This is a genomic window from Mycobacterium ulcerans subsp. shinshuense (assembly GCF_002355775.1).
Taxonomy (GTDB): domain Bacteria; phylum Actinomycetota; class Actinomycetes; order Mycobacteriales; family Mycobacteriaceae; genus Mycobacterium; species Mycobacterium marinum.
The window spans coordinates 3,391,295-3,414,804 of record NZ_AP017624.1 but is presented as its reverse complement, the minus strand read 5'-3'; the positions used below and the strand labels follow the sequence as shown (position 1 = coordinate 3,414,804).

Below are 23,510 nucleotides of genomic sequence, written 5' to 3'. Positions count from 1 at the left end.
TCGCGGCCGCAGAGTTCTGGCAGTTGTTACCGGCAGGGCGGTGACGCGTGTCACTGATCTAGGCTGACGGGCAAGGCGCTTTTAGGCGGACATGGAAGGCAGGGAGAGGCAAGTGACGGTCCGGGTAGGTATCAACGGCTTTGGTCGAATCGGCCGCAACTTTTACCGGGCCTTATTGGCTCAACAACAGCAGGGCAGCGCGGACATCGAGGTGATCGCCGTCAATGACATCACCGACAACCAGACGCTGGCCCAGCTGCTCAAATTCGACTCGATTCTGGGCCGGTTGCCCCAGGACGTGAGTCTCGAGGGCGAGGACACCATCGTCGTCGGCGGTGTGAAGATCAAGGCCCTCGAGGTGCGGGAGGGCCCGGCGGCGATGCCCTGGGGCGACCTGGGGGTCGATGTCGTCGTCGAGTCCACCGGTCTTTTCACCAACGCCGCCAAGGCCAAGGGCCACCTGGACGCGGGTGCGAAGAAGGTGATCATCTCGGCGCCTGCGACCGACCCGGACCTCACCATCGTGCTGGGGGTCAACGACGACAAGTACGACGGCAGCCAGAACATCATCTCCAACGCGTCGTGCACGACGAACTGCCTGGCGCCGTTGGCCAAGGTGCTGCACGACGAGTTCGGCATCGTCAAGGGCCTGATGACCACCATCCACGCCTACACCCAGGACCAGAACCTGCAGGATGGGCCGCACAAGGACTTGCGTCGTGCCCGGGCCGCCGCGCTCAACATCGTGCCGACTTCTACCGGCGCCGCCAAAGCCATCGGTCTGGTGATGCCCGAGCTCAAGGGCAAGCTCGACGGTTACGCGCTGCGGGTGCCGATCCCGACCGGTTCGGTGACCGACCTGGCCGCGGAATTGGCCAAGGCCGCGACCGCCGAAGAGATCAACGCGGCGTTCAAAGCCGCGGCCGAGGGCAGACTCAAGGGCATTCTGAAGTACTACGACGCCCCGATTGTGTCCAGCGACATCGTCACCGACCCGCACAGCTCAATCTTCGATTCCGGGCTGACCAAGGTGATCGATGACCAGGCCAAGGTGGTGTCTTGGTACGACAACGAATGGGGTTACTCTAACCGGCTCATCGACCTGGTCGCGCTGGTCGGCAAGTCCCTCTAGGTTCCGGCAGCCGTGACCATCCATTCCCTTGAAGACCTTCTCGCTGAAGGTGTTTCGGGTCGCGGGGTGCTGGTGCGCTCCGATCTGAATGTGCCGCTCGACGAGAACGGTGTCATTACCGACGCGGGCCGTATCACCGCGTCGGTACCGACGTTGAAGGCGCTGCTCGACGGCGGCGCCAAGGTCGTCGTCGCAGCGCATTTGGGTCGTCCCAAGGATGGGCCCGACCCGAAGCTGTCTCTGGAGCCGGTTGCCGCGGCTCTTGGCGAGCAACTGGGCCGGCACGTGCAGTTGGCCGGAGACATCGTCGGCACCGATGCGCTCGCTCGTGCCGAAGGGCTGACCGACGGCGACGTCCTGCTGCTGGAGAACATCCGCTTCGACAAGCGCGAAACCAGCAAGGACGACGGCGAGCGCCTCGCTTTCGCCAAGCAGCTCGCCGAACTGGTCAGCCCGGGAGGTGCTTTCGTCTCGGATGGCTTTGGCGTGGTGCACCGCAAGCAAGCTTCGGTGTATGACGTCGCCACGTTGCTGCCGCACTATGCCGGCAGGCTGGTGGCTGATGAAATCCGCGTGCTCGAGCAGTTGACCAGTTCGACCGAGCGGCCGTACGCGGTGGTGCTGGGCGGGTCGAAGGTATCCGACAAGCTCGGTGTCATCGAGTCGCTGGCAACCAAGGCCGACAGCATCGTGATCGGCGGCGGAATGTGTTTCACATTCCTTGCCGCCCAAGGTTACTCGGTCGGCACGTCGCTGCTGGAAAAAGAGATGATCGACACCTGTCGAAGGCTGCTCGACACCTACCACGATGTGCTGCGGCTACCCGTCGACGTGGTGGTGACCGAGAAGTTCGCCGCCGATTCACCACCTCAAACCGTTGCCGCGGATGCGATCCCGGCCGACACGATGGGCTTGGATATCGGGCCGGGATCGGTCAAGAGGTTCGCCGCGCTGCTGTCCAACGCCAAGACCATCTTCTGGAATGGTCCGATGGGCGTATTCGAATTCCCGGCGTACGCGACGGGCACCAGGGGCATCGCCGAGGCGATTGTCGCGGCGACCGGCAAGGGTGCGTTCAGCGTGGTCGGCGGCGGTGACTCCGCCGCCGCGGTTCGCGCGCTTGGCATTTCGGAGGGATCGTTCTCGCACATTTCCACCGGCGGCGGCGCGTCGCTGGAATACCTGGAGGGCAAGACGCTGCCCGGCATCGAGGTGCTCGGTAGACCCCAGCACGGCCAAACCGAGGGCGGAGGACCCGCGTGAGCCGCAAGCCGTTGATCGCCGGCAACTGGAAGATGAACCTCAATCACTTCGAGGCGATCGCTCTGGTGCAGAAGATCGCATTCTCGTTGCCGGACAAGTACTACGACAAAGTCGATGTGACGGTCATTCCGCCGTTCACCGACTTGCGCACTGTACAGACCTTGGTCGACGGTGACAAGCTGCGCCTGACCTATGGCGGTCAAGACCTGTCCCAGCACGACTCCGGTGCCTATACCGGTGACATCAGTGGGGCATTTCTGGCCAAACTGGGCTGCAGCTTCGTCGTCGTGGGGCATTCGGAACGGCGCACCTACCACAACGAGGACGACGCTCTAGTGGCCGCCAAGGCTGCCGCGGCGCTCAAGCACGACCTGACTCCGATCGTCTGCATCGGCGAGCACCTCGATGTGCGTGAGGCGGGAAATCACGTGGCGCACAACGTCGAACAACTGCGCGGTTCGCTGTCCGGGCTTTCAGCAGAGCAGATCAGCAAGGTGGTCATCGCCTACGAGCCGGTCTGGGCGATCGGCACCGGGCGGGTAGCCGGCGCAGCCGACGCCCAGGAAGTCTGTGCGGCAATCCGCAGCGAGCTTGGTTCGCTGGCCTCGCCGCAGATCGCTGACGCGGTTCGGGTGCTCTACGGCGGCTCGGTCAACGCGAAGAACATCGGCGAACTGATCGCGCAGGCGGACGTCGACGGTGGCCTGGTGGGTGGCGCGTCGTTGGACGGTGAACAGTTTGCGACGCTGGCGGCCATCGCCGCCGGGGGACCGCTGCCGTAACCGGGCAGTCACGGCGAGCGGTCCCGCGAGTGCTCACCGAGTGCTCACCAACCCTCGGTGAGCACTCGGTCCAGCGTATCGGCGAAGTAGTCCGCCGCGGTCATGTCGATGCACAGCGGTGGCTTGGTCTTCAGAATGTTCATCCGCTCGCCGGTTGGTTGGATGATGACTCCGAGTTCGAGCATCCGGTCGCAGATGGCAGCGGTCTCTTCGGCCGCTGGCTCCAGTGTCTTGCGGTCGCGGACCATCTCGACGCCGATGTAGAGGCCGAAACCGTGGACGGTACCGATCAGCGGGTGTTTGGTGGCCAGCTTGCGTATCCGGGCGATTAGGTGACTGCCGACGGCCAGGGCATAGTGTTGTAGCCGTTCGCTTTTCAGGGCGTCGAGTACCGCGATCCCGATTGCGCTCGACAGCGGGCTGCCACCCGTGGACGAGAAGAAGTAGCCCTGCGAACGGAATCGCTGCGCGATGGCCTTGCTGGTGATGACGGCGCCGACGGGATGACCGTTCCCCGTCGCTTTGGCGATCGCCACGATATCGGGCACAACGCCTTGTTGCTCGAATCCCCAGAACCACTTGCCGAGCCTGCCGTACCCGACCTGGACCTCATCGGCGATGGTCAGGCCGCCCGCGGCACGAATGGCGGTGTATACCGCGTCCAGGTATCCATCGGGAAGTGCCATCCCTCCGGCGCTGCCATAGACGGTTTCGGCGATAAATGCCGCGGGCGCACGGCCCGACTGCACCAGGTCCTCGATGGCGGCGACGGCGTCGTGGGCGTACTGGGACGCCCCGGCACCGCGGTACTTTCCGCGGAAACTGTTCGGGGACTCCACGGTGTGCACCCAGTCCGGGCGGGTGTTCAACGCGTTGGGGTTGTCCGCGGTCGACGTGGATACCGCGTCGGTGGCGTAGGTCCAGCCGTGATACGCCTCGCCGACCGCGACGACATCGCGCCGGCCGGCGGCCGCCATCGCCAGCCGCAATGCGAGGTCGCCGGCCTCCGAACCGGAGTTGACCAGGAATACGGTGTCGAGGGGATCCGGCAGCAGCTGGGTAAGTCGTTCGCAGAACTCGACCACCACCGCGTAGTTGAATCGCGAGTTGGTGTTGAGTCGCTCCAGTTGGCGCGCCGCCGCCGCGGCCACACCTGGGTGGGCATGTCCCAGAACGGTGACGTTGTTGACCATGTCCAGATAGCTTCGCCCCGCCGTGGACAGCAAGTAGTGCCGCCAGCCTCGTTCGATCTGAGGCGGGTCGTCGTAATAGTGCTCCTGCACTTCGGCGAATGTGGCGGCGCGCCGTTCCAGCACGTCGAGCCCATCAGAGGGGGCTGGCTCCAAGCCCAGCAGCGCGGCCGGATCTTCGGTGACGGCCAACCAGCCAGGTGCGTACTCGGGACGTACCGTGTGGGGCGCGGTGGGCGCGTCGGTCGGGCGTAGCGCGAGGTGAATGCGTTGGCCAAAGGGGGCTTTGGCCCAGGGCTGGCCCGCCTGGACCCGCTGGCCGCTAGTCGGCACCGGCTGTGCGCCGGTGAGCTGCAGCTCATGGGAGTCGGTGCGTAGGGTGATGGCCCCGGTGCTGGCGACGACGTCTCCGGCCCACGGGGCAACGAGCTCCGTGTCTTCGCGCAGCCAGAAATCGATGCCGGTGGCGATGGCGGGGCTGCTTCGTGGGTGCAACGGTGCGATGTAATCCGCGCGGGTGGCCGCGTAGCGCGTCGCTGCGGCGAGTGCGTTGGATGAAAGTGCGGAGTCTGCCAGCTCGTGGGCGAGGGCGCCATCGAGCCAGGCGCCCCGGTTCGCCGCGTCGGACTCCACGGAAAAGTCCAATCTCACAATGGACTTTGGGTCGATATCGATGATCGGTCGGTGCGGTTTGGGGAGCGGGTGGTGCTGCGGTTGCGCGATGCCGAGCCGGTCGCGTATGAGGCCGGTCATCACCGGGGCCGGCACCAGCAGAGCCTGGTCGAGGATGACCCGTTCGCGTTGGACGGTGTTGGCGGCGTATTCGTTGCCGGGGTCGATGGCGATCTGTTGCAGGTCGCTGACCAGTAGCACGGCAGCCCGCGCGATCACCATGGGCCACAGCGCTTCGATCTCGTCGCTGCTGAGGGGACGAATGGCGTGGAAGGCGGCGACGACCGGAAGAATGGTGGCCGGCTCGGCGCCCGCGTGGTACAGGCAGGAGGCCACGGTGGTGGCAAGCTCGGCGATCGCCCAGGTCTTGGTCAGGTCGCCGAAATCGATGACGCCATCGGGGTGGTGGCGACCGTCGCTGCCCGGGGACCCCACCATGTTGGTGTCGGCGATATCGAGATGAACGGCCTGTCGCGGCAGTTGTGGGTCAAGGCGCTGCAGGCTGTTGACCGCCGTGGCGGTGGCGACCGCTAGGCGGTGCGCCTCCGCGGGTTCGGCTACATGCCCGATGAGGGCATCGACGGACTCGCTCGCGAAGCGTGGATTCCACTGCAGCACGCGATCCAACCCAGGATGCTCGAATGAGGCAAGCGCCCGGCTGACACGACCCGTCACATTGCCCATCCCGGCGAGAATCTTCGGTGCGAGGTATCCGGACTGCGACATGGCGCCGCCCGGTAGGAAGGTCAGCAGGCGGGCCACTCCCAGCATTTCCTGCCCGATCGACATGGGAGCGTGGCGCTGGCCCCGGCGGTCCGGGATGGCGCGGGGGAGTCGTAGTGCGCTGTCGCGTTCGGCCACCCATTCAACGGCTTCGACCTGGGCGTCGATCTCTTCGGTGCTGAACACCGCGTTGGCCACCTTGAGCACCCCGACCGTGTTGCCGTGGGGATCTGTCATCAAGAAGTTGGCGTCCTGCTGGCTTCCCAGACTCCTGGCGCAAGCGCTGATTTCGTAGTTCTCGACGACAAACTTCTCGGCATCGCGTTCGCTGACCGGCGGCCCCGGCAGTTCCGGGTGCGCGAAGAAGTCGAAGCCCGTCGGGGCTTTCACGGGTTTCACTGCAGGGTCCCTTCTTTGGTGAGATCAATTTCGGTCTGGATGGGCGCGGCGTCGGCGTCGAAATCCACCGTCGGTGCTGGCTTGCGAAATCCGCGCGTCAGTACGGCCAGGTAGCTGGTTCCGATCCCGAGCCAGGCAAACCCGATGGCAAAGGCACCGACGGACAGGCTGGTCCAAAGCCAGCCCGTGAGGACCACACCGACGGCAGGCATAGCCGCGTACAGCGCCCAGCTTCGCCAGCCGCGCCGGCGCTGATCGATCAGGAAGTGTTTGGTGACCGCGAGATGTACCAGGGTGAAGGCGGCCAATGCGCCGAAACTGACGATCGACGCCATCGTCTCGAGGTCCGCGATCAGCGCCAGCGTGGAGACTGCCGAGACGACCAGCGCCGCTCCGATCGGGGTGCGGAATCGTCGGCTGATCCGGCCAAACACCGCACGGGGCAACACACCGTCGCGTCCCATGGCGTAGAGGATGCGGGTGACGCTGACTTGCGATGACAGCGCGGCGGCGCTGCAGGCGCACATGTAGGCGATGATAAAAAATGTTTGCAGCGAATGGCCGCCGGCGGAGACGACAATCTGCAATGCGGCCGAGTTTGGCGTGGTGATTGCGCGGTAGTCCGGCTCGACCAGGGTGGCACAGTAGGAGACTGACAAGAAGGTCGCACCGCCGATGAGCACCGTGAGGATGATCGCCAGCGGAACCGTGCGGCGCGGGTTGCGTGCCTCCTCAGCCATCGTTGACACCGCGTCGAACCCAACGAAGCTCAAGGCGACGACGGCCGCCCCGCCGAGGATGTCTCCGCCGCGGAATCCGGCGCTGTAGAGCGGCTGTAGCAGCGACGCGTCCGGGTGGTCGCGCAGGTACAGCAGCGACACCGTGATGAAGACCAGGACGAACGCCAGCTGCAAACCGACGAGCGCGAAGTTGAGGCGGTTCATGATGACGACGCCGACAATGTTGACGGTGGTGACCAAGGCGATTGCGGCCAAGCAGAAGACGGGCGCCGGGACGGCGGGGAACTGCGCGTTGAGGTAGATCCCGATCAATAGGTAGTTTACCAGGGGCAACAGCAGGTAGTCGAGCATCAATGCCCAGCCGGTCAGAAAGCCGACGTTGCCGCCGAAGGAGCGGCGCGCGAAAGTGTAGGCGCTCCCGGCGCTGGGGTAGGCTTGGACGAGCACGGCGTAGCTTGCGGCGGTGAACAGCATCGCAACAAATGTCACGACGTAGGCGGTCGGCACGTGGCCGTGCGTCGTTTGGCTGACGACGCCGAATGTGTCGAACATGGCGAGCGGGTCGATGTAGGCCAAGCCGAATGCAACCAGCCCGGCCACGCCCAACGCCCGGCGCAGCCAGGACTCCGGCGTTGTTGATTAGCAGGCTTGTGAGCTGGGGAATTGTGGATTGAGGAGGTCTAGGCGGCGGTTGGCGGTCAAAGCGGTGATCCGGCAGGCTTCGGCGATGTTGTCGGCGCCGTTGAGGCGGTGCAGATTGATCGCGGTGTTGCGTAGCGTTGCTAGGACCTGTGCGCCGTTTCCGGTATGTGCCCTTTGACGGTCTTCGTCGAAGGTGACGTCGCGTATCCAGTGCAGGCTGTTCTCGATTCCCCAGTGTTGACGCATCCAGGTCATGATCGCGGTAGGGCGGGCGTGCTCGAACGGCAGGCTGCAGATGGCATAGACCACCTCCATGCTGCGCTGGTCGGTGGCGGTGATCAAGCGTTCACGAGTGATCCGGATGATTTGTTTTGCGTAGGGGAAGCCGATTCCTCGTGCAGCGGTGATGATTTGCAGGGTGCGGGTCTCGACACGGCCGTGGCCGCGGGAGTCGTCGGTAGCGGCTGCGGGCACCTCGGCCCAGGGCAGCGCGGTGATACGCGCAAGTATTTTGGCTTGGTTGGACTTGACGATCATCAGGTAGTGCGACTTCAAGGTGGCGCAGATCAACTTCGCGGTGACGACCTGGGTATGCATCGCATCCACGGTGACCAGCCACCGCAAGCTACCCGGCAGCAGCGTGAGCAGGGCACGTACGCAGGGAATTTCATTGCTTTTCTCGGCGACAGCGAGTTGACCGAGCACCAATCGGGCACGGTGGGCGAACACCGACACGAGATGCGTGGCTGTCGCTTTGGCGCGTAAAGCACCACGCAGCATCTTGCCGTCCAACGCGATCGGCACCAATCCACTGGGGTCGCTGCTGGCCACGTGTGCAGTGAAGTAACTGCCCATCCTGGCGTTGAGGTCGGCGGGGTCTAGCCGAGACAAAACAGCGCGGAAGGTCTTCTCACTGGGCCGCCGGAACCGGACCCCTAATTGGGCCAACACATCATCGGGAGCGGTGGCCGCCCATGTGGCAAAACCAGCATAGCCGCGCATCCCCGCGGCAGTGGCCAGAACCGCGATCGCCAACAAAGCCATCAGCGAATACCTCCGACCGCGTGGGCCCCTCGGGTCTGGCACCGAGGCCAACACATCGAGAAACTCCGATCCGATGAGCTCGCTGCGCTCACCAGGACTCCAGCGGTCGAACACCTCTGGAACCGACGACACAGGCAATACTGAAACGGTAGGCACGGGCAACTCCAGACCAACGACGAACAGTAACCAACTCGATCGTTCTCCAGATAGCCCGTGCCTACACTCCGGCCCCAATAGCGCGGCACCAAAGATCATCAACCCAGCTCACAAGCCTGCTAATCAACAACGCCGGAGCCCTGCCGGCGCAGCCGTGGTTCGCCTGTGGGCTGACTCACGATGGCACCGGTCTGATCAACTGCGTCGAACCGTCTTGCATGCTTGGCCTCCCACCTAGAGGTGTGTAGATTTGCGAGGAAAGATTGATCACCAATATCACAATGATACGATTCGTCGGTAGACGATACGCGCCGATCTCGGTAAGCGCGAACCGAAGACTTCGGCCGGCCGCCGGGCGCGTGCTCATTGGCGGTGTAAACCGTCGTGGTAACAATGTTTTGAAACGACGAATGCTCGAGGAAGAAGCGGTGGTGATCCCAAGGGCGGATAGTCCAGATCAGACGTGCGGGCGGTTACCGGCGCGCGGCACCATCGGCGAACAGGTCGCGGATCTGATCCAGGAGTCGATCCTGTCCGGCGAGGCAAAGCGCGGTGCGCCGCTGCGCGAAGAATTGATTGCCGACCGGTATCAGGTGTCTCGTCGCACGGTTCGAGATGCGCTTCGGGTATTGGAGTCCAACGGGCTGGTTCGCCATCAGCGGCACAAGGGCTCGACCGTGGTCGACTTCAGTGCTGAAGACATCACCGATATGTACCGGTCGCGCGAGGTCCTCGAACTCGATGCCGCAAAACGGTGGTGTAGGGCAGGCGAGGTGGATTCCGGGTACCGATTCCACCGCCTGACCGAGGCGCTTGGCCGGCTGGAGCAGGCCTCGCGGGGGACCGATTCCGGGCTGATCGTCAAGTCTGACCTTGACTTCCACGCGGCAATCATCGGCCTCCTCGACAGCCCGCGCGTGGATCGCTTTTTTGCGGCGATCGAGGCCGAGATGCTCTATGCGCTGGCCATTCTCGAGGCCAGCGAGGGCGAGTACAAGACCGATGCGGCAAAGGCATTCGGTGAGCACAAAGCAATGTATGAGGCGCTTCGAGACCGCGACGAGCAACGTTCGACGCAGCTAATCTCCGAACATCTTCGGATCAATCGCGACGTCCTGATCCGGATTGTCGCCAGCTGACTGCAGCGGCTGCAGTGCTGCGGGTCCGCTGAGTCAGGCCAGAAACAACGCCACGATGATCGGCAGTACGAACACCAAGGCCGCGACGATCGTGAGCACGGCGATGGTGATTCCGACGCCGTTGTAGCTTTGCGGCGGGGTGCCCAGCGACCCGGCGCTGTACCCCCAAACCGGCGCCGTGTACTCCAATTCGGCCAAGTGCCCAGGGTAGACATCCACCAGGGTGTCCGCCGGCCCGATCTGCGACGGCAACCAGTAGGGCACATGCACGTGCACCCGGTGCCGTCCCGGTTGCACGGGCACGACCGTACGATCCCAACCGGCAACCGGTACCTCGAAGCCATTGATGAAAATCTTGGGCTTGAACAGCGCCAACATGAACCCAGCGGGAAGTACTGAGTCGTTACCGCGATTCCGCCGGAACCCGGGCTCGGCTGGACGTAGCCGTGCGGTGCGGGCGGATAAGCCTGATGTGGGGGCGATCATGCGGGTACGGCGCCGGTTGGTGGGGATAGCTCACCGAGGTGTGCCGCGTCAGCGGTACTTGATCAGCAATGCCACGCCGACGATCGATACCAGCCAGATCCCGGTGATGAACAGGGTCAACCGGTCGAGATTCTTCTCCACCACGGTGGACCCGGACAGCGAGGACTGCACACCGCCGCCGAACAGCGTTGACAGGCCGCCACCCTTCGCGCGGTGCAGCAGCACCAGCAACACCACCAGCACACTGGTGATCACCAAGGTGATCTGCAGGGCCAACTCCATGACCAGCAGCCTACCGAACAACCGATCGACAACAGGCGCCGGGCGAGTTGGTCCTTGATACTGGGACACATGGTTGAGGTGTCCGATACCGCACTCGAGCCCATTGGCGACGTCCACCGGACCCGGATTGGCCGCGGGGCTACCGAACCAATGCGAGCCGACATCAGACTGCTGGGCGCCATCCTCGGGGATACCGTCCGTGAGCAAAACGGTGACGAGGTCTTCGAGTTGGTGGAGCGGGCGCGGGTGGAGGCCTTTCGGGTGCGGCACTCCGAGATCGACCGTGCCGAGATGGCGCGCATGTTCGAGGGCATCGACATCCACCACGCCATCCCGATCATCCGTGCGTTCAGTCACTTCGCGTTGCTGGCCAATGTGGCCGAAGACATCCACCGGGAGCGCCGTCGCAGCATTCACGTCGCCGCCGGTGAGCCGCCGCAGGACAGCAGTCTGGCCGCCACGTACATGAAACTTGACGCGGCCCAGTTGGATTCGGCAACCATCGCCGAAGCGCTGAAGGGCGCACTAGTGTCTCCGGTCATCACCGCCCATCCGACCGAGACCCGGCGGCGCACCATTTTCGAGACCCAGCACCGGATCACCCAGTTGATGCGGTTGCACGCGGAAGGCCACACCGAAACCGACGACGGGCGCGGCATCGAAGTCGAATTGCGTCGGCAGGTCTTGAGGTTGTGGCAGACCGCGCTGATCCGGCTGTTTCGGTTACAGATCTCCGACGAGATCGAGGTCGGGTTGCGGTACTACCCGGCGGCGCTCTTCGAGGTGATTCCGCAGGTGAATGCCGAGGTGCGGGATGCGTTGCGAGCCCGCTGGCCCGATGCCGACCTGCTTTCCGAACCCATTTTGCGGCCGGGCTCGTGGATCGGCGGGGACCGGGACGGAAACCCGAACGTCACCGCCGAGGTGGTTCGGCTGGCCACCGGCAGTGCCGCTTTCACCGCGCTGGCGCACTACCTGGCCGAACTGACGGCACTTGCGCAGGAGCTTTCGATGTCGGCGCGACTGATCACCGTCACCCCCGAATTGGCCACGCTGGCCGATGCCTGTCCGGCGGGTGCCCGCCCCGACGAGCCGTACCGGCGCGCCTTGCAGGTCGTGCGCGGCCGGCTCAGCGCCACCGCGGCCGAAATCCTGGACCAGCAACCGCAGCACACGCTGGAGTTGGGGTTGCCGCCATATGCCACCGCGGCCGAACTGCGGGCCGATCTGGACACCATCGATGCCTCACTGCATAACCACGGCGCCGGGTTGTTGGCCGACGACCGGCTGGCCCGGCTGCGTGAAGCGGTGCGGGTCTTCGGATTTCATCTCTCCGGCCTGGACATGCGACAGAACTCCGACGTCCACGAGCAGGTGGTCGGAGAGCTGCTCGCGTGGGCGGGCGTGCACCCGGACTACACCTCGCTGGCCGAAGCGGAGCGGGTCGAGCTGTTGGCGGCCGAACTGAGCACCCGCCGGCCGCTGATCCGCGATGGCGCGCAGCTTTCCGATTTGGCTCGCAGCGAACTGGGCGTTCTGGCGGCCGCCGCCCACGCCGTCTGGACCTTTGGTCCCGCCGCGGTGCCCAACTACATCATCTCGATGTGCCGGTCGGTATCGGACATGCTGGAAGCCGCGGTCCTGCTCAAAGAGGTCGGCCTACTGGACGCTTCCGAGTCGGAACCCTATTGCCCGGTGGGTATCTCGCCGCTGTTCGAGACGATCGAGGACCTGCACAACGGGGCGGCCATTCTGCAAGCGATGTTGGATCTTCCGCTCTATCGCGCTTTGGTGACGGCCCGGGGTGGTTGCCAGGAGGTGATGCTCGGCTACTCGGACTCGAACAAGGACGGCGGGTATCTGGCCGCCAACTGGGCGGTGTATCGAGCCGAACTCGCGCTGGTGGAGACGGCGCGCAAGACCGGAATCCGGCTGCGGCTCTTCCATGGCCGTGGCGGCACGGTCGGCCGCGGTGGCGGACCCAGCTACCAGGCCATCCTGGCGCAGCCGCCGGGTGCGGTAAGCGGATCGTTGCGGCTCACCGAACAGGGTGAAGTGATCGCCGCCAAGTACGCCGAACCGCAGATGGCCCGACGCAATCTGGAGAGCCTGCTGGCCGCCACCCTGGAGTCGACGCTGCTGGACGTCGAGGGGTTGGGCGATACGGCGGCGCCGGCCTATGCGGTGCTCGACGAGGTGGCGGCATTGGCGCAACGTGCCTACGCCGAATTGGTGCACGAGACACCGGGTTTCGTCGAGTACTTCAAGGCTTCCACCCCAGTCAGCGAAATCGGGGCGCTGAACATCGGCAGCCGGCCGACCTCGCGCAAACCCACCGCTTCCATCGCCGACCTGCGGGCCATCCCGTGGGTGCTGGCTTGGAGCCAGTCGCGGGTGATGCTTCCCGGCTGGTACGGCACCGGCTCGGCATTCGAGCAATGGCTAGCGGCGGGTCCCGAAAGTGAGGCCGACCGGCTGCAGGTGCTGCACGACCTGTATCAGCGGTGGTCGTTTTTCCGCAGCGTGCTGTCCAACATGGCGCAGGTGATGGCCAAGAGCGACCTGGAACTGGCGGCCCGCTACTCCGAACTGGTGGCCGACGAAACGCTGCGGCGCCGGGTGTTCGACAAAATCGCCGACGAGCACCACCGCACCATCGCCATGTACAAGCGGATCACCGGACAAGACGACCTACTTGCCGACAACCCGGCCCTGGCGCGCTCGGTGTTCAACCGGTTCCCCTACTTGGAACCGCTCAACCACCTTCAAGTCGAACTGCTCCGCCGTTACCGCAGCGGTGAGGACGACGAATCCGTGCAGCGCGGCATTCTGCTGACGATGAACGGGCTGGCCAGCGCGCTAAGAAACAGCGGCTGATCGCGGCTGGCCGCCCTGGACGGCTACCCGTGCATCCCGGGTGTGCCGAAGAGCAGTCCGCCGGTGCCGCCGTTGCCGCCGGTTCCCTCCGGTAAGCCGGTGCCACCGGCCCCGCCATTGCCCCCGTTCCCGATCAGCAGCGCGCTACCGCCGCCACCGCCACCGCCACCCGCGCCGCGGCCGCTGTGGGGGCCAACGGACAAGCCGCCATCTCCGCCGCCGCCGCCGTCACCGGCACTGCCGAGCAGCCGTCCGCCGGTGCCGCCGGCTCCGCCGTTGCCGCCGTCACCGCCGTCGGCGTTGCCGCTGGACTGGCCTCCGGAGCCCGCAGTGCCGCCGTGGCCGCCCGCGCCGGCAATGCCGCCGTTGCCGACCACCCAGCCGCCATTGCCGCCCGCGCCTCCATCGCCCCCGCCGCCGCCGTCGCCGCCGATGCCGCCGATGCCCAAGCCCTGACCGCCCGTGCCGCCTTTGCCGCCAGCGCCGCCCGCCCCACCGTCGCCGTACATCCACCCGCCGTCACCACCGGCGCCGCCGCTGCCTCCGATCCCGCCGAGGCTAGCGGTAGCGCCTGACGACCCGCCTTTGCCGCCGACGCCACCGGAGCCGCCGGCGCCGCCAGTGCCGCACAGCCCCGTTGCACCGCCGCTGCCGCCGTTGCCACCCGCGCCGGCGCTTTGGCCCCCAGGGCTGGTGCCGCCAGCGCCGGCACCGCCGTCCCCGCCGGCGCCGCCACTGCCGAAAAAGAAGCCGCCGCGTCCGCCGCTGCCGCCCGCTCCGCCGCCGGCGCCGGTGCCGGTGGCCGGGCTGTAGCCGGTGCCGCCGACGCCGCCGTTGCCGATCAGTCCGGCGTTGCCGCCGTTGCCGCCGGCCGGGTGGGTGGCGTCGCCGGTGCCGCCGGTGCCCCACAGCAGTCCGCCGTCGGCGCCGTTTTGGCCGGGCGCCCCGTTGGCGCCGTTGCCGATCAGGGGGCGGCCCAGCAGGGTTTGGGTGGGTGCGTTGATCGCGGCGAGTAGTTGCTGTTCGAGGGCTTGTAGTGGGTTGGCGTTGGCGGCTTCGGCGGCCGTGTAGGAGTTTGCGCTGCCGGTGAGGGCCTGCAGGAACTGGTGGTGAAAGCTGGCCAGCTGGGTGCTGAGGTTTTGGTAGTCGCGGGCGTAGCCGCATCACAGGGTTGCGATGGTCGTCGAGATCTCATCGGTGCCGGCGGCCGGCACCGTGGTGGTCGGGGTCGCCGCGGCCGCGTTGGCCGCACCCAGTCACGAACCGATTCCCGCTATGTTCGCTGCCGCCGCGCTCAACGCCTCCGGGGCCACCACTAGCACGACCGACACCTACCCGTGTGTTCCGGCCGCACCGGCCAGACGTCCGGCCGTGCCACCGGCGCCCCCGGACCCGTCGGGTGTCCCGCTGCCACCGGCCCCGCCGTTGCCGCCGTCCCCGATCAGCTGCGCGGCGCCGCCCATGGCGCCGTCGCCACCATGGCCGCCGGCACCGCCAGTGCCGCCGCCGCCACCGGCACCGCCCGCTGCGCCCTTGCCGATCAGCGTCGCGCCCACACCGCCCGCTGCGCCGTTGCCCCCGTCGCCTCCGTCCCCGCCGGTGCTGGGGCCACTGCCGTTGCCGCCGTTGCCGGCGTCGCCTCCGCTACCGCCGGAGCCCCCGGCCCCGCCATTGCCGGAGAACCAACCGCCCGACCCGCCCATGGCCGCGACCCCGCCATCGCCGCCGTCGCCGCCGCTACCTCCGCTACCGAATCCGGATCCTTCAGCACCGCCTTTGCCGCCATGACCGCCGTGGCCGCCGCTGCCACCCGCACCACCGTCGCCGGAGAACCAACCGCCCTCTCCACCCGCCGCCCCGTCGCCACCGTGGCCGGCGTTACCGCCGTTGCTTTGGAGTGGACCGTCTTTGCCGGCTCCGCCGTCGCCGCCGTATCCGCCCTGTCCGCCGGCGCCACCGGTGCCCCACATGCCCGCGGAGCCGCCGGCTCCGCCGTCGCCGCCCGCGCCCCCCGTGCCGGCGGTGCCAGTCCCGGGTGCCGCAGCGCCGCTACCCCCGAAGCCGCCCGAACCGCCGGCGCCGCCATCGCCGAAAAAGAAGCCGCCGCGTCCGCCGCTGCCGCCCGCTCCGCCGCCGGCGCCGGTGCCGGTGGCCGGGCTGTAGCCGGTGCCGCCGGCGCCGCCGTTGCCGATCAGTCCGGCGTTGCCGCCGTTGCCGCCGGCCGGGTGGGTGGCGTCGCCGGTGCCGCCGGTGCCCCACAGCAGTCCGCCGTCGGCGCCGTTTTGGCCGGGCGCCCCGTTGGCGCCGTTGGCGATCAGGGGGCGGCCCAGCAGGGTTTGGGTGGGTGCGTTGATCGCGGCGAGTAGTTGCTGTTCGAGGGCTTGTAGTGGGTTGGTGTTGGCGGCTTCGGCGGCCGTGTAGGAGTTTGCGCTGCCGGTGAGGGCCTGCAGGAACTGCTGGTGAAAGTCGGCCAGCTGGGTGCTGAGGTTTTGGTAGTCGCGGGCGTAGCCGCAGAACAGGGTTGCGATGGCCCCCGAGACCTCGTCGGTGCCAGCGGCCAGCACCGTGGTGGTCGGGGTCACCGCGGCCGCATTGGCCGCACCCAGTGACGAACCGATTCCCGCTATGTTCGCTGCCGCCGCGCTCAACGCCTCCGGGGCCACCACTAGTACTGCCGACATCGCCGCAGTGTATGCAGTTTTTCCCGGCCAAATGCCGAATTGGCGTGACCGGTCCGCACTAATTTGCCGGAACGGCCCAAACCTGGACGGGCGTTCTAGTACGCTGTTCTATTCCGCAGCTTGTCCAGGAATCCACGAACGGTGTGCTCGGTGATCGACAGCGGGGACATCACCGTTTCCCCCAGGCTGACGATGTAGTCGATCCGATCGACGATGGCCTCCACCGGTTCCACCAGCACGATGAGGCGCTTGGCCAGCTCGTCCAGGCTGGACAGCGTGCCCTCCAGGTGATCCAGGCCGCCCTCCAGGCGTTCGACCGTGGCGTTGAGGGCCGACAACGCGCTGTTCAGCTCGTTCATGGTCTTACCCAATCCGTCGAGTACGTCTTCGACCTGTTCCACCGTCTTGTCGGCGTTCAACGCCGCCTGGGTCAGGGTCTTCATCCGCTGTCGAGCTGGCGTCGGGCGGCCGCCTCTATCTGCCATAACGGTCATTATCACCCCTTGACAAGGGATAACTCACCGTGCGGCGACAGCCCTGATGTCAGCCAGGCAGCCTGGCCGCGGCATCGCGGTCCAGCAGCCAGCGCGTGCTTTCGCGCCCGATGGCACCCGCCGCCGGCAACAACACCGGGTCCGCACCGCCGATGGCAGCGGCCATCGCCTCCGCTTTGGTCCCACCGGAAACCATCAACCAGACTTCGCGTGAACGCTGAATTGCCGGAAGCGTCAGGGTGATTCGTTGTGGCGGTGGTTTGGGGGAGTCGCCGACCGGGACCACCAGACGGGTGGTCTCACGCACGGCCTGAGTGCCCGGGAAAAGCGAATTGATATGGCCCTCTGGCCCCATGCCCAAAAGGTGCACATCGAAGTCCGGCGCCCGGTTTCCGGGGACTGCACTGGCCGCCAGTACCTGTTCGTAGGCCAGGGCCGCGGCGTCCAGGTCGGCGCCGAACTCGCCGTCGCTGGCGGCCATCGGGTGCACCTGGCTCGCCGGTATGTCAACGTGATCGAGCAATGCCTCGCGCGCCTGCTTGTCGTTGCGCTCGTCGTCATCCTCGGGAACGTAGCGGTCGTCGCCCCAGAACAGATGAACCTTGGACCAGTCGATCTGCGGGCCTTGACTGCCCAGATACCGCAGCAGCCCAATACCGTTGCCGCCGCCGGTCAGCACGATCAGGGCTTGTCCACGCTCGGCCACCGCGCTGCCGATGGTCTGGATCAGGCGTTGTCCAGCGGCTCCGATCAGCATGTCGCTGTCAGGGAAGATCTCGACGTCCAGGCTCACACGTATTGCACTTTCTTGATGCCCTCCAGGGCGGCGAAGTAGATCTCGTCGGCGTCGAGCCGGCGCAGATCTTCGGCCAGACATTCCCCGACGACCCTGCGCGCCAACGGAACCAGGGCATCGGGCTTGGCGGTGCGGCTCAGGGTTGCGGTGATCCCTTCTTGCGGCCGGCCGAGCACGATGTTTTCGCTGGGGCGCTCCAACTCCACTCGGAGCTCGCCCACCGCGCGGCGCACCGGACCGTCGATCCGGCTGGCCAGCCAGCCGGCCAGGATGTCGAGCGCCGGCTCGGTCCGCAATCCGGAAACCAGCGCGGACACGATCGGCTCGTGCGGCGGCTGATCGACGGCCGAGGTCAACAGCGCCCGCCAATAGGTGATCCGACTCCAGGCCAGATCGGTGTCGCCCGCGGTGTATCCGGGCAACCGGCTCTTGATCGGCGACAGTGGGTCGATCCCGTTGGTCGCATCGGTGATGCGCCGAATCGCCAACTTGCCCAGTGGATCTTGCGCGGGCACGGCCGGGGCGATGTCAGGCCACCAGGCAACCACCGGGATGTCGGGCAGCAGGAACGGGGTGACGACGCTTTCGGCATGGCCGGCCAGCGGCCCGGATAGCCGCAGCACCACGACCTCGCCGGACCCGGCGTCCCCACCCGCGCGCAATTGTGCGTCCAGACGCGGTTCGTCGGCGTATGGGTCGCCCCTCATCGTCACGATGATGCGACTGGGATGTTCATGGCTGGCATCGTTGGCCGCGTCGATGGACTCCTCGACCATGGTCTCGCTGTCCGGCACGATGATCAGCGTCAAGACCCGCCCCATCGTGACGGCACCGATCTTTTCGCGAAGCTCATCGAGCTTCTTGTTGACCGCGGTGGTGGTGGTGTCGGGCAGGTCGACGATCATCTGCGCCGCTCCTTCTCATCGCTTCGCTCTGCATCGTCGCTGGCGGGGATCACGGCCGTCGCCATTCCCGGCCGGTGCGTCGCAGCATCTCGAATGCCGATTCCGGGCCCCAGGTGCCGGCTTCGTAGGGGTCGGGCTTGCCGCTGGACGCCCAATTATCCAGCGCCGGATCCAGGATCTCCCAAGCCAATTCGACTTCCGCGTTGACCGGGAAAAGGGACGGTTCGCCGAGCAGCACATCAAGGATCAACCGTTCATAGGCCTCCGGCGAGTCCTCGGCGAACGCTGAGCCATACGAGAAGTCCATGTTGACGTCGCGGACTTCCATCGCGCTGCCCGGCACCTTCGAACCGAACCGCAGCGTCATTCCCTCATCCGGCTGAACGCGGATCACCAGCGCGTTGGTGCCCAACTCATCGGTCATGGTGGCATCGAACGGAAGGTGCGGAGCCTGCTTGAACACCAGTGCGATCTCGGTTACCCTGCGGCCCAGCCGTTTTCCGGTGCGAAGATAGAACGGAACGCCGGCCCAGCGGCGACTGTTCACCTCGAGCGTGATGGCCGCGAAGGTCTCGGTGGTCGAGGTCTTGGAAAACCCCTCCTCGTCGAGCAACCCGACCACTTTCTCGCCGCCCTGCCAACCGGCCGTGTACTGGCCGCGGCTGGTGGTCTCGTCGAGCGGCTCGGCAAGTTGAGTGGCGGAGAGCACCTTGATTTTCTCGGTCTGCAGGGCGGTCGGATTGAAGCTGACCGGTTCTTCCATTGCGGTCAGCGCCAACAACTGCATCAGGTGGTTCTGAATGACATCGCGGGCCGCGCCGATGCCGTCGTAATAACCGGCGCGTCCGCCCAGTCCGATGTCCTCGGCCATGGTGATTTGCACGTGGTCGACGTAGTGCGCGTTCTAGATCGGATCAAACAGCTGGTTGGCGAACCGCAGCGCCAAGATGTTCTGAACCGTCTCCTTGCCCAGGTAGTGGTCGATGCGGAAGACCGATTCCTCCGGGAACACCGCATTGACCGCCCTGTTCAGGTCGCGCGCGCTTTGCAGATCGTGGCCGAACGGCTTTTCGATGACGACCCGGCTCCACCTGTCGCCCTGCGGGCGCGCCAGCCCGGATTTGTGCAGTTGGCCGCAGACCACGGGAAAGGACTTGGGCGGAATCGCGAGGTAAAAGGCATGATTGCCGCCGGTGCCGCGCTCGGTGTCGAGCTTCTCCAATGTCTCGGCCAACCGGCCGAACGCTTCGTCGTCGTCGAAAGATCCCGAGACGAAACGGAATCCCTCGGCCAGCCGGTCCCAGTTCGCCTGCCGGAACGGGGTTCGGCAGTGCTCCTTGACCGCTTGGTAGACCACCTGGCCGAAATCTTCGGTATCCCAGTCCCGGCGGGCGAAGCCGACCAGTGCAAACGTGGGTGGTAGCAGCCCGCGGTTGGCCAGATCGTAGATGGCCGGCATCACCTTCTTGCGGGCCAGGTCGCCGGTAACACCGAAAATCACCATGCCGCAAGAACCGGCGATGCGAGGCAGACGCTTATCCAGCTTGTCGCGCAATGGGTTCTGCCACTGCGCGACCCCGGACTCAGAGTGAGGCGGGCTCATTTGGCGAGCGCGTCGAGCTGCGCCTGCGTTGCATCAAGCAGCTCTTTCCACGACGCCTCGAACTTCTCCACGCCTTCGCTCTCCAGCACGTCAAACACGTCGGACAGATCGATGCCGATCGCCTCGAGCTTGTCGAATACCTGTTGGGCATCGCCGGAAGTGCCAGTGATCGAGTCTCCCTTGACCACACCGTGATCGGCGACAGCGTCGAGGGTCTTCTCCGGCATCGTGTTGACCGTGTGCGGTGCAACCAACTCGGTGACGTAGAGGGTGTCGGAGTAGTCGGGGTTCTTCACGCCCGTGGACGCCCACAGGGGGCGCTGCACCCGGGCACCAGGTTCCTTGAGCGCTTGGTAGCGCGCATCGCCTTCGAACACCTCTTGATAGGCCGCGTAGGCGAGTCGGGCGTTGGCGACACCGGCCTGACCGCGCAACGCGAGAGCCTCCGCGGAGCCGATCTGTTCCAGTCGGTTATCGATTTCGGTATCCACGCGGGAGACGAAAAACGATGCCACCGAATGAATCTTGGATAGATCGTGTCCGGCTTGGGCGGCCTTCTCCATACCGGTCAAGTAGGCATCCATCACCCCGCGGTGGCGGTCGACGGAGAAGATGAGCGTGACGTTGACCGAGATACCTTCGGCCAGAACGGCGGCAATAGCCGGCAAGCCGGCCTTGGTCGCCGGGATCTTGATGAGCAAGTTGGGCCGGTCGACAATCTTCCACAGCTCGACAGCCTGCTGGATTGTCTTGTCGGTCTCATGCGCCAGCCGCGGGTCGACCTCGATCGACACCCGCCCGTCGACCCCCCCGGAGGCCTCCCACCGGGGGGCCAGCACATCGCAGGCGTTGCGCACGTCGTCGGTGGTGACGGTGCGGATGGTGGCGTCGACATCGGCGCCGCGTTCGGCGAGCTCGGCAACCTGGGCGCCGTAGTCGTGGCCTTCCGACAACGCCTTCTGGAAGATGGACGGGTTGGTGGTCACGCCGACGACACTCTTGGTGTCGATCAGCTCTTGCAGGTTGCCTGAGCGCAACCGGTCGCGGGACAAGTCATCGAGCCACACTGATACGCCCGCGGCACTGAGTGCGGCGAGGTTTGGGTTCTGACTGGCCATCTGAACCACCCTTTCTCAATTTTCCAATGCTCGTTCCGCGGCAGCGGCAACAGCTTCGGCGGTAAAGCTGTACTCGCGGAACAATGTCTTGTAGTCGGCGGACTCTCCGTAGTGCTCGATCGAAACGATCTTGCCGGTGTCACCGACCAGCTTGTGCCAGCACTGTGCGATGCCGGCCTCGACGGCCACCCGGGCCGAAACCGACGGCGGCAACACACTGTCGCGGTATTCCTCAGGCTGGGACTCAAACCACTCCACGCACGGCATCGATACCACTCGCGCGATGATGTCGTTATCCGCCAACAACTTCCGTGCTTCGACCGCAAGCTGCACCTCGGAACCGGTGGCGATCAAAACGACGTCGGGGTCTTCGGACGAGTCACCATCGGCGCCATCGCTGAGCACGTAGCCACCGCGGGCAACGCCCTCGGCGTTGGTGCCCGCTAGCACCGGCACTCCCTGCCGGGTCAGGATCAGCCCGACCGGACCGCTGGTGGCGCCCCGGGCCAGGATCGTGCTCCAGGCGTACGCCGTCTCATTGGCGTCGGCCGGGCGCACCACCGCGAGCCGGGGGATCGCGCGCAACGCCGAAAGGTGCTCGATCGGCTGGTGGGTCGGGCCGTCTTCACCCAGTCCGATCGAATCGTGGGTCCAGACGTAAATGGGGTCGATGTCCATCAGTGCCGCCAGCCGCACTGCCGGGCGCATGTAATCGGAGAACTGCAGGAACGTGCCACCGTAGGCGCGGGTGGGTCCGTGCAGCGCGATCCCGGAGAGGATGGCGCCCATCGCGTGCTCGCGAACACCGAAGTGCAGCGTGCGGCCGTACCAGTGCGCGGTGTAGTTATCGGTAGAGATCGCTGGCGGGCCGAATGAGTCCGCGCCCTTGATGGTGGTGTTGTTGCTGCCGGCAAGGTCAGCCGAACCGCCCCACAACTCGGGGAGTTTGGGGCCGATCGCGGCCAGCACCTGTCCGGACGCTGCCCGCGTGGCCAGTGCTTTGGAACCGGGCTCCCAGCGCGGCATGTCGGCATCCCAGCCGTCGGGCAGCTGCTGGGCCGCCAGACGGTCCAGCAAGGCCTTGCGCTGCGGTTCCCGCTGCGCCCAGGCCTCAAAGTCGGCCTGCCAGCTTTCGTGCGCCTCCTTGCCGCGCGCCACCAACCCGCGGGTGTGCGTGATGACGTCTTCGCGCACTTCGAACGCCTTGTTGGGATCGAATCCGAGGACTGTCTTGACGGCCGCCACTTCCTCGTCACCAAGCGCCGCACCATGCACCTTGCCCGTGTTCATCATGTTCGGCGCCGGGTAGCCGATGATGGTGCGCAGCGAGACGAACGAGGGCCGATCGGTGACCGCCTTCGCGTTGGCGATCGCCTCCTCGATGCCGGTGACGTTCTCGCCGCCCTCCACCTCTTGCACGTGCCAGCCGTAGGCGCGGTAGCGAGCAGCGGTGTCTTCGCACAGCGCGATGTTGGTGTCGTCCTCGATCGAGATCTTGTTGTGGTCGTAGAAGACGATGAGGTTGCCCAGCTGTTGAACGGCCGCAAGAGACGACGCCTCGGAGGTGACTCCCTCTTCGATGTCACCGTCGGAGGCGATCACGTAAATGTGATGGTCGAAGGGGCTGGTTCCGGGTTCGGCGTCGGGGTCGAACAGGCCACGCTCATAGCGTGCCGCCATAGCCATGCCCACCGCTGAAGCCAGGCCCTGGCCCAGCGGACCCGTGGTGATCTCCACCCCGGCGGTGTGGCGGAACTCGGGATGCCCGGGAGTCTTGGACCCCCAGGTGCGCAGCGACTCGATGTCGGACAATTCAAGCCCGAAGCCGCCCAGGTAGAGCTGTATGTAGAGGGTCAGGCTGCTGTGTCCGCAGGACAGGACGAACCGGTCCCGGCCCAACCAAGTGGTGTCGCTGGGGTCGTGGCGCATCGCGCGCTGAAACAACGTGTAGGCCAGCGGGGCCAGGCTCATCGCCGTTCCCGGGTGTCCATTGCCGGCCTTTTGCACGGCGTCGGCTGCCAGCACTCGGGCCGTGTCAACCGCAGCCGAATCGATCTCGGTCCAGTCGTCGGGATGGCGCGGTTGGGTGAGCGCAGAGATCTCTTCGAGAGTGGTCACAAATACAGTCCTCAGTTCTCAGGGTCATCAAACTGATCAACCCCACCCTAGTGTGGGATTGCAGGTGGTTGCAGGCCTCGATCTGGAGTACCCATCGGTCCTGTCGGGAAAAGCTCGGATAAGCACAGTGAAAATATCCTGCCGGCCACACCGGCGTTACAGACAGTGCCGTTCTGGCGGGGAAATTACTGTGAATCGACCCTGCGGCAGTGCTGCTGTGGTGGTGCCGTCTACCATCGTGCGTAGTAGAAGCTGTGCGCGGCTGCGA

Annotated in this window: 16 protein-coding genes and 2 pseudogenes; 5 read left to right on the top strand and 13 right to left on the bottom strand. The window is 65.8% G+C overall.

Translation table 11 applies throughout. The features are described from left to right. Nucleotides 1–112 precede the first annotated feature (112 nt). The 3 genes from gap to tpiA are packed head-to-tail and all read left to right on the top strand — an operon-like array spanning nucleotide 113 to nucleotide 3,177. Complete coding sequence (gap, locus tag SHTP_RS15250; protein WP_096371040.1) at nucleotides 113–1,132, top strand: type I glyceraldehyde-3-phosphate dehydrogenase; 1,020 nt, start codon at nucleotides 113–115, stop codon at nucleotides 1,130–1,132. A 12-nt stretch (nucleotides 1,133–1,144) separates the two neighbouring features. Then, nucleotides 1,145–2,395, top strand: a complete 1,251-nt coding sequence (locus SHTP_RS15245) for a phosphoglycerate kinase (RefSeq protein WP_096371039.1) — start codon at nucleotides 1,145–1,147, stop codon at nucleotides 2,393–2,395. Continuing rightward, nucleotides 2,392–3,177, top strand: a complete 786-nt coding sequence (tpiA, locus tag SHTP_RS15240; protein ID WP_096371038.1) for a triose-phosphate isomerase — start codon at nucleotides 2,392–2,394, stop codon at nucleotides 3,175–3,177. The genes SHTP_RS15245 and tpiA overlap by 4 nt, the downstream gene beginning before the upstream one ends. A gap of 44 nt (nucleotides 3,178–3,221) precedes the next feature. On the opposite strand, the gene SHTP_RS15235 is transcribed toward tpiA, so the two are convergent. Genes SHTP_RS15235 through SHTP_RS15225 form a run of 3 tightly spaced genes read right to left on the bottom strand, consistent with a single transcriptional unit; the run spans nucleotide 3,222 to nucleotide 8,743 of the window. After that, the gene (locus tag SHTP_RS15235) at nucleotides 3,222–6,161 is read right to left on the bottom strand and encodes an aminotransferase (protein WP_096371037.1); all 2,940 of its coding nucleotides are present in this window, start codon (nucleotides 6,159–6,161) and stop codon (nucleotides 3,222–3,224) included. Continuing rightward, complete coding sequence (locus tag SHTP_RS15230; protein WP_096372497.1) at nucleotides 6,158–7,501, bottom strand: APC family permease; 1,344 nt, start codon at nucleotides 7,499–7,501, stop codon at nucleotides 6,158–6,160. The genes SHTP_RS15235 and SHTP_RS15230 overlap by 4 nt, the downstream gene beginning before the upstream one ends. Before the next feature lie 39 nt (nucleotides 7,502–7,540). After that, nucleotides 7,541–8,743 (bottom strand): ISAs1-like element IS2404/ISMul1 family transposase, encoded by a 1,203-nt coding sequence (locus SHTP_RS15225; protein ID WP_420873012.1) that lies wholly within the window; start codon nucleotides 8,741–8,743, stop codon nucleotides 7,541–7,543. Between the two features lie 263 nt (nucleotides 8,744–9,006). On the opposite strand from SHTP_RS15225, the gene SHTP_RS15220 reads away from it, so the two are divergent. Then, nucleotides 9,007–9,882 carry a GntR family transcriptional regulator gene (locus SHTP_RS15220; protein ID WP_231991650.1) on the top strand — a complete coding sequence of 292 codons (876 nt, stop codon included), beginning with the start codon at nucleotides 9,007–9,009 and terminating at the stop codon, nucleotides 9,880–9,882. Between the two features lie 33 nt (nucleotides 9,883–9,915). Here the strand turns inward: SHTP_RS15220 and SHTP_RS15215 are convergent, their stop codons facing one another. Continuing rightward, nucleotides 9,916–10,260 (bottom strand): hypothetical protein, encoded by a 345-nt coding sequence (locus SHTP_RS15215; protein WP_096371035.1) that lies wholly within the window; start codon nucleotides 10,258–10,260, stop codon nucleotides 9,916–9,918. Nucleotides 10,261–10,416: 156 nt separating this feature from the next. Beyond that, the gene (secG, locus tag SHTP_RS15210) at nucleotides 10,417–10,650 is read right to left on the bottom strand and encodes a preprotein translocase subunit SecG (RefSeq protein WP_011739926.1); all 234 of its coding nucleotides are present in this window, start codon (nucleotides 10,648–10,650) and stop codon (nucleotides 10,417–10,419) included. A 69-nt stretch (nucleotides 10,651–10,719) separates the two neighbouring features. Between secG and ppc the strand changes: the two genes are divergently transcribed. Continuing rightward, entirely contained in the window at nucleotides 10,720–13,527 is a 2,808-nt protein-coding gene (gene ppc / locus SHTP_RS15205) for a phosphoenolpyruvate carboxylase (protein WP_096371034.1), read from the top strand. 23 nt (nucleotides 13,528–13,550) lie between these two features. Here ppc and SHTP_RS29830 read toward each other — a convergent pair. From SHTP_RS29830 to tkt, 8 genes and pseudogenes are all read right to left on the bottom strand, one after another. Further along, nucleotides 13,551–14,858 (bottom strand): annotated as a pseudogene (locus SHTP_RS29830) (PE family protein). Further along, nucleotides 14,859–16,208: a PE family protein gene (locus tag SHTP_RS29825; RefSeq protein ID WP_096371033.1), complete on the bottom strand. Its 1,350-nt coding sequence runs from the start codon at nucleotides 16,206–16,208 to the stop codon at nucleotides 14,859–14,861. A 95-nt stretch (nucleotides 16,209–16,303) separates the two neighbouring features. After that, nucleotides 16,304–16,702 carry an ATPase gene (locus tag SHTP_RS15190; RefSeq protein WP_096371032.1) on the bottom strand — a complete coding sequence of 133 codons (399 nt, stop codon included), beginning with the start codon at nucleotides 16,700–16,702 and terminating at the stop codon, nucleotides 16,304–16,306. Between the two features lie 49 nt (nucleotides 16,703–16,751). Beyond that, complete coding sequence (pgl, locus tag SHTP_RS15185) at nucleotides 16,752–17,495, bottom strand: 6-phosphogluconolactonase (protein WP_096371031.1); 744 nt, start codon at nucleotides 17,493–17,495, stop codon at nucleotides 16,752–16,754. Then, a complete protein-coding gene (gene opcA, locus SHTP_RS15180) occupies nucleotides 17,492–18,403 on the bottom strand; it encodes a glucose-6-phosphate dehydrogenase assembly protein OpcA (RefSeq protein ID WP_096371030.1) in 912 nt (303 codons plus the stop codon). The genes pgl and opcA overlap by 4 nt, the downstream gene beginning before the upstream one ends. Nucleotides 18,404–18,452: 49 nt before the next feature. Continuing rightward, nucleotides 18,453–20,006, bottom strand: a pseudogene (gene zwf / locus SHTP_RS15175) (glucose-6-phosphate dehydrogenase). After that, a complete protein-coding gene (gene tal / locus SHTP_RS15170; RefSeq protein WP_096371029.1) occupies nucleotides 20,003–21,124 on the bottom strand; it encodes a transaldolase in 1,122 nt (373 codons plus the stop codon). Before tal ends, zwf begins: the two are co-directional and overlap by 4 nt. 15 nt (nucleotides 21,125–21,139) lie before the next feature. Beyond that, nucleotides 21,140–23,242 (bottom strand): transketolase, encoded by a 2,103-nt coding sequence (gene tkt, locus SHTP_RS15165; RefSeq protein WP_096371028.1) that lies wholly within the window; start codon nucleotides 23,240–23,242, stop codon nucleotides 21,140–21,142. Nucleotides 23,243–23,510 lie beyond the last annotated feature (268 nt).

Coding starts and splice junctions, on each gene's coding strand:
- ppc (WP_096371034.1), top strand. CDS start 10,720: ATGGTTGAGGTGTCCGATACCGCACTCGAGCCCATTGGCGACGTCCAC.
- SHTP_RS15215 (WP_096371035.1), bottom strand. CDS start 10,260: ATGTTGGCGCTGTTCAAGCCCAAGATTTTCATCAATGGCTTCGAGGTA.
- SHTP_RS15190 (WP_096371032.1), bottom strand. CDS start 16,702: ATGACCGTTATGGCAGATAGAGGCGGCCGCCCGACGCCAGCTCGACAG.
- SHTP_RS29825 (WP_096371033.1), bottom strand. CDS start 16,208: ATGTCGGCAGTACTAGTGGTGGCCCCGGAGGCGTTGAGCGCGGCGGCA.
- tal (WP_096371029.1), bottom strand. CDS start 21,124: ATGGCCAGTCAGAACCCAAACCTCGCCGCACTCAGTGCCGCGGGCGTA.
- secG (WP_011739926.1), bottom strand. CDS start 10,650: ATGGAGTTGGCCCTGCAGATCACCTTGGTGATCACCAGTGTGCTGGTG.
- opcA (WP_096371030.1), bottom strand. CDS start 18,403: ATGATCGTCGACCTGCCCGACACCACCACCACCGCGGTCAACAAGAAG.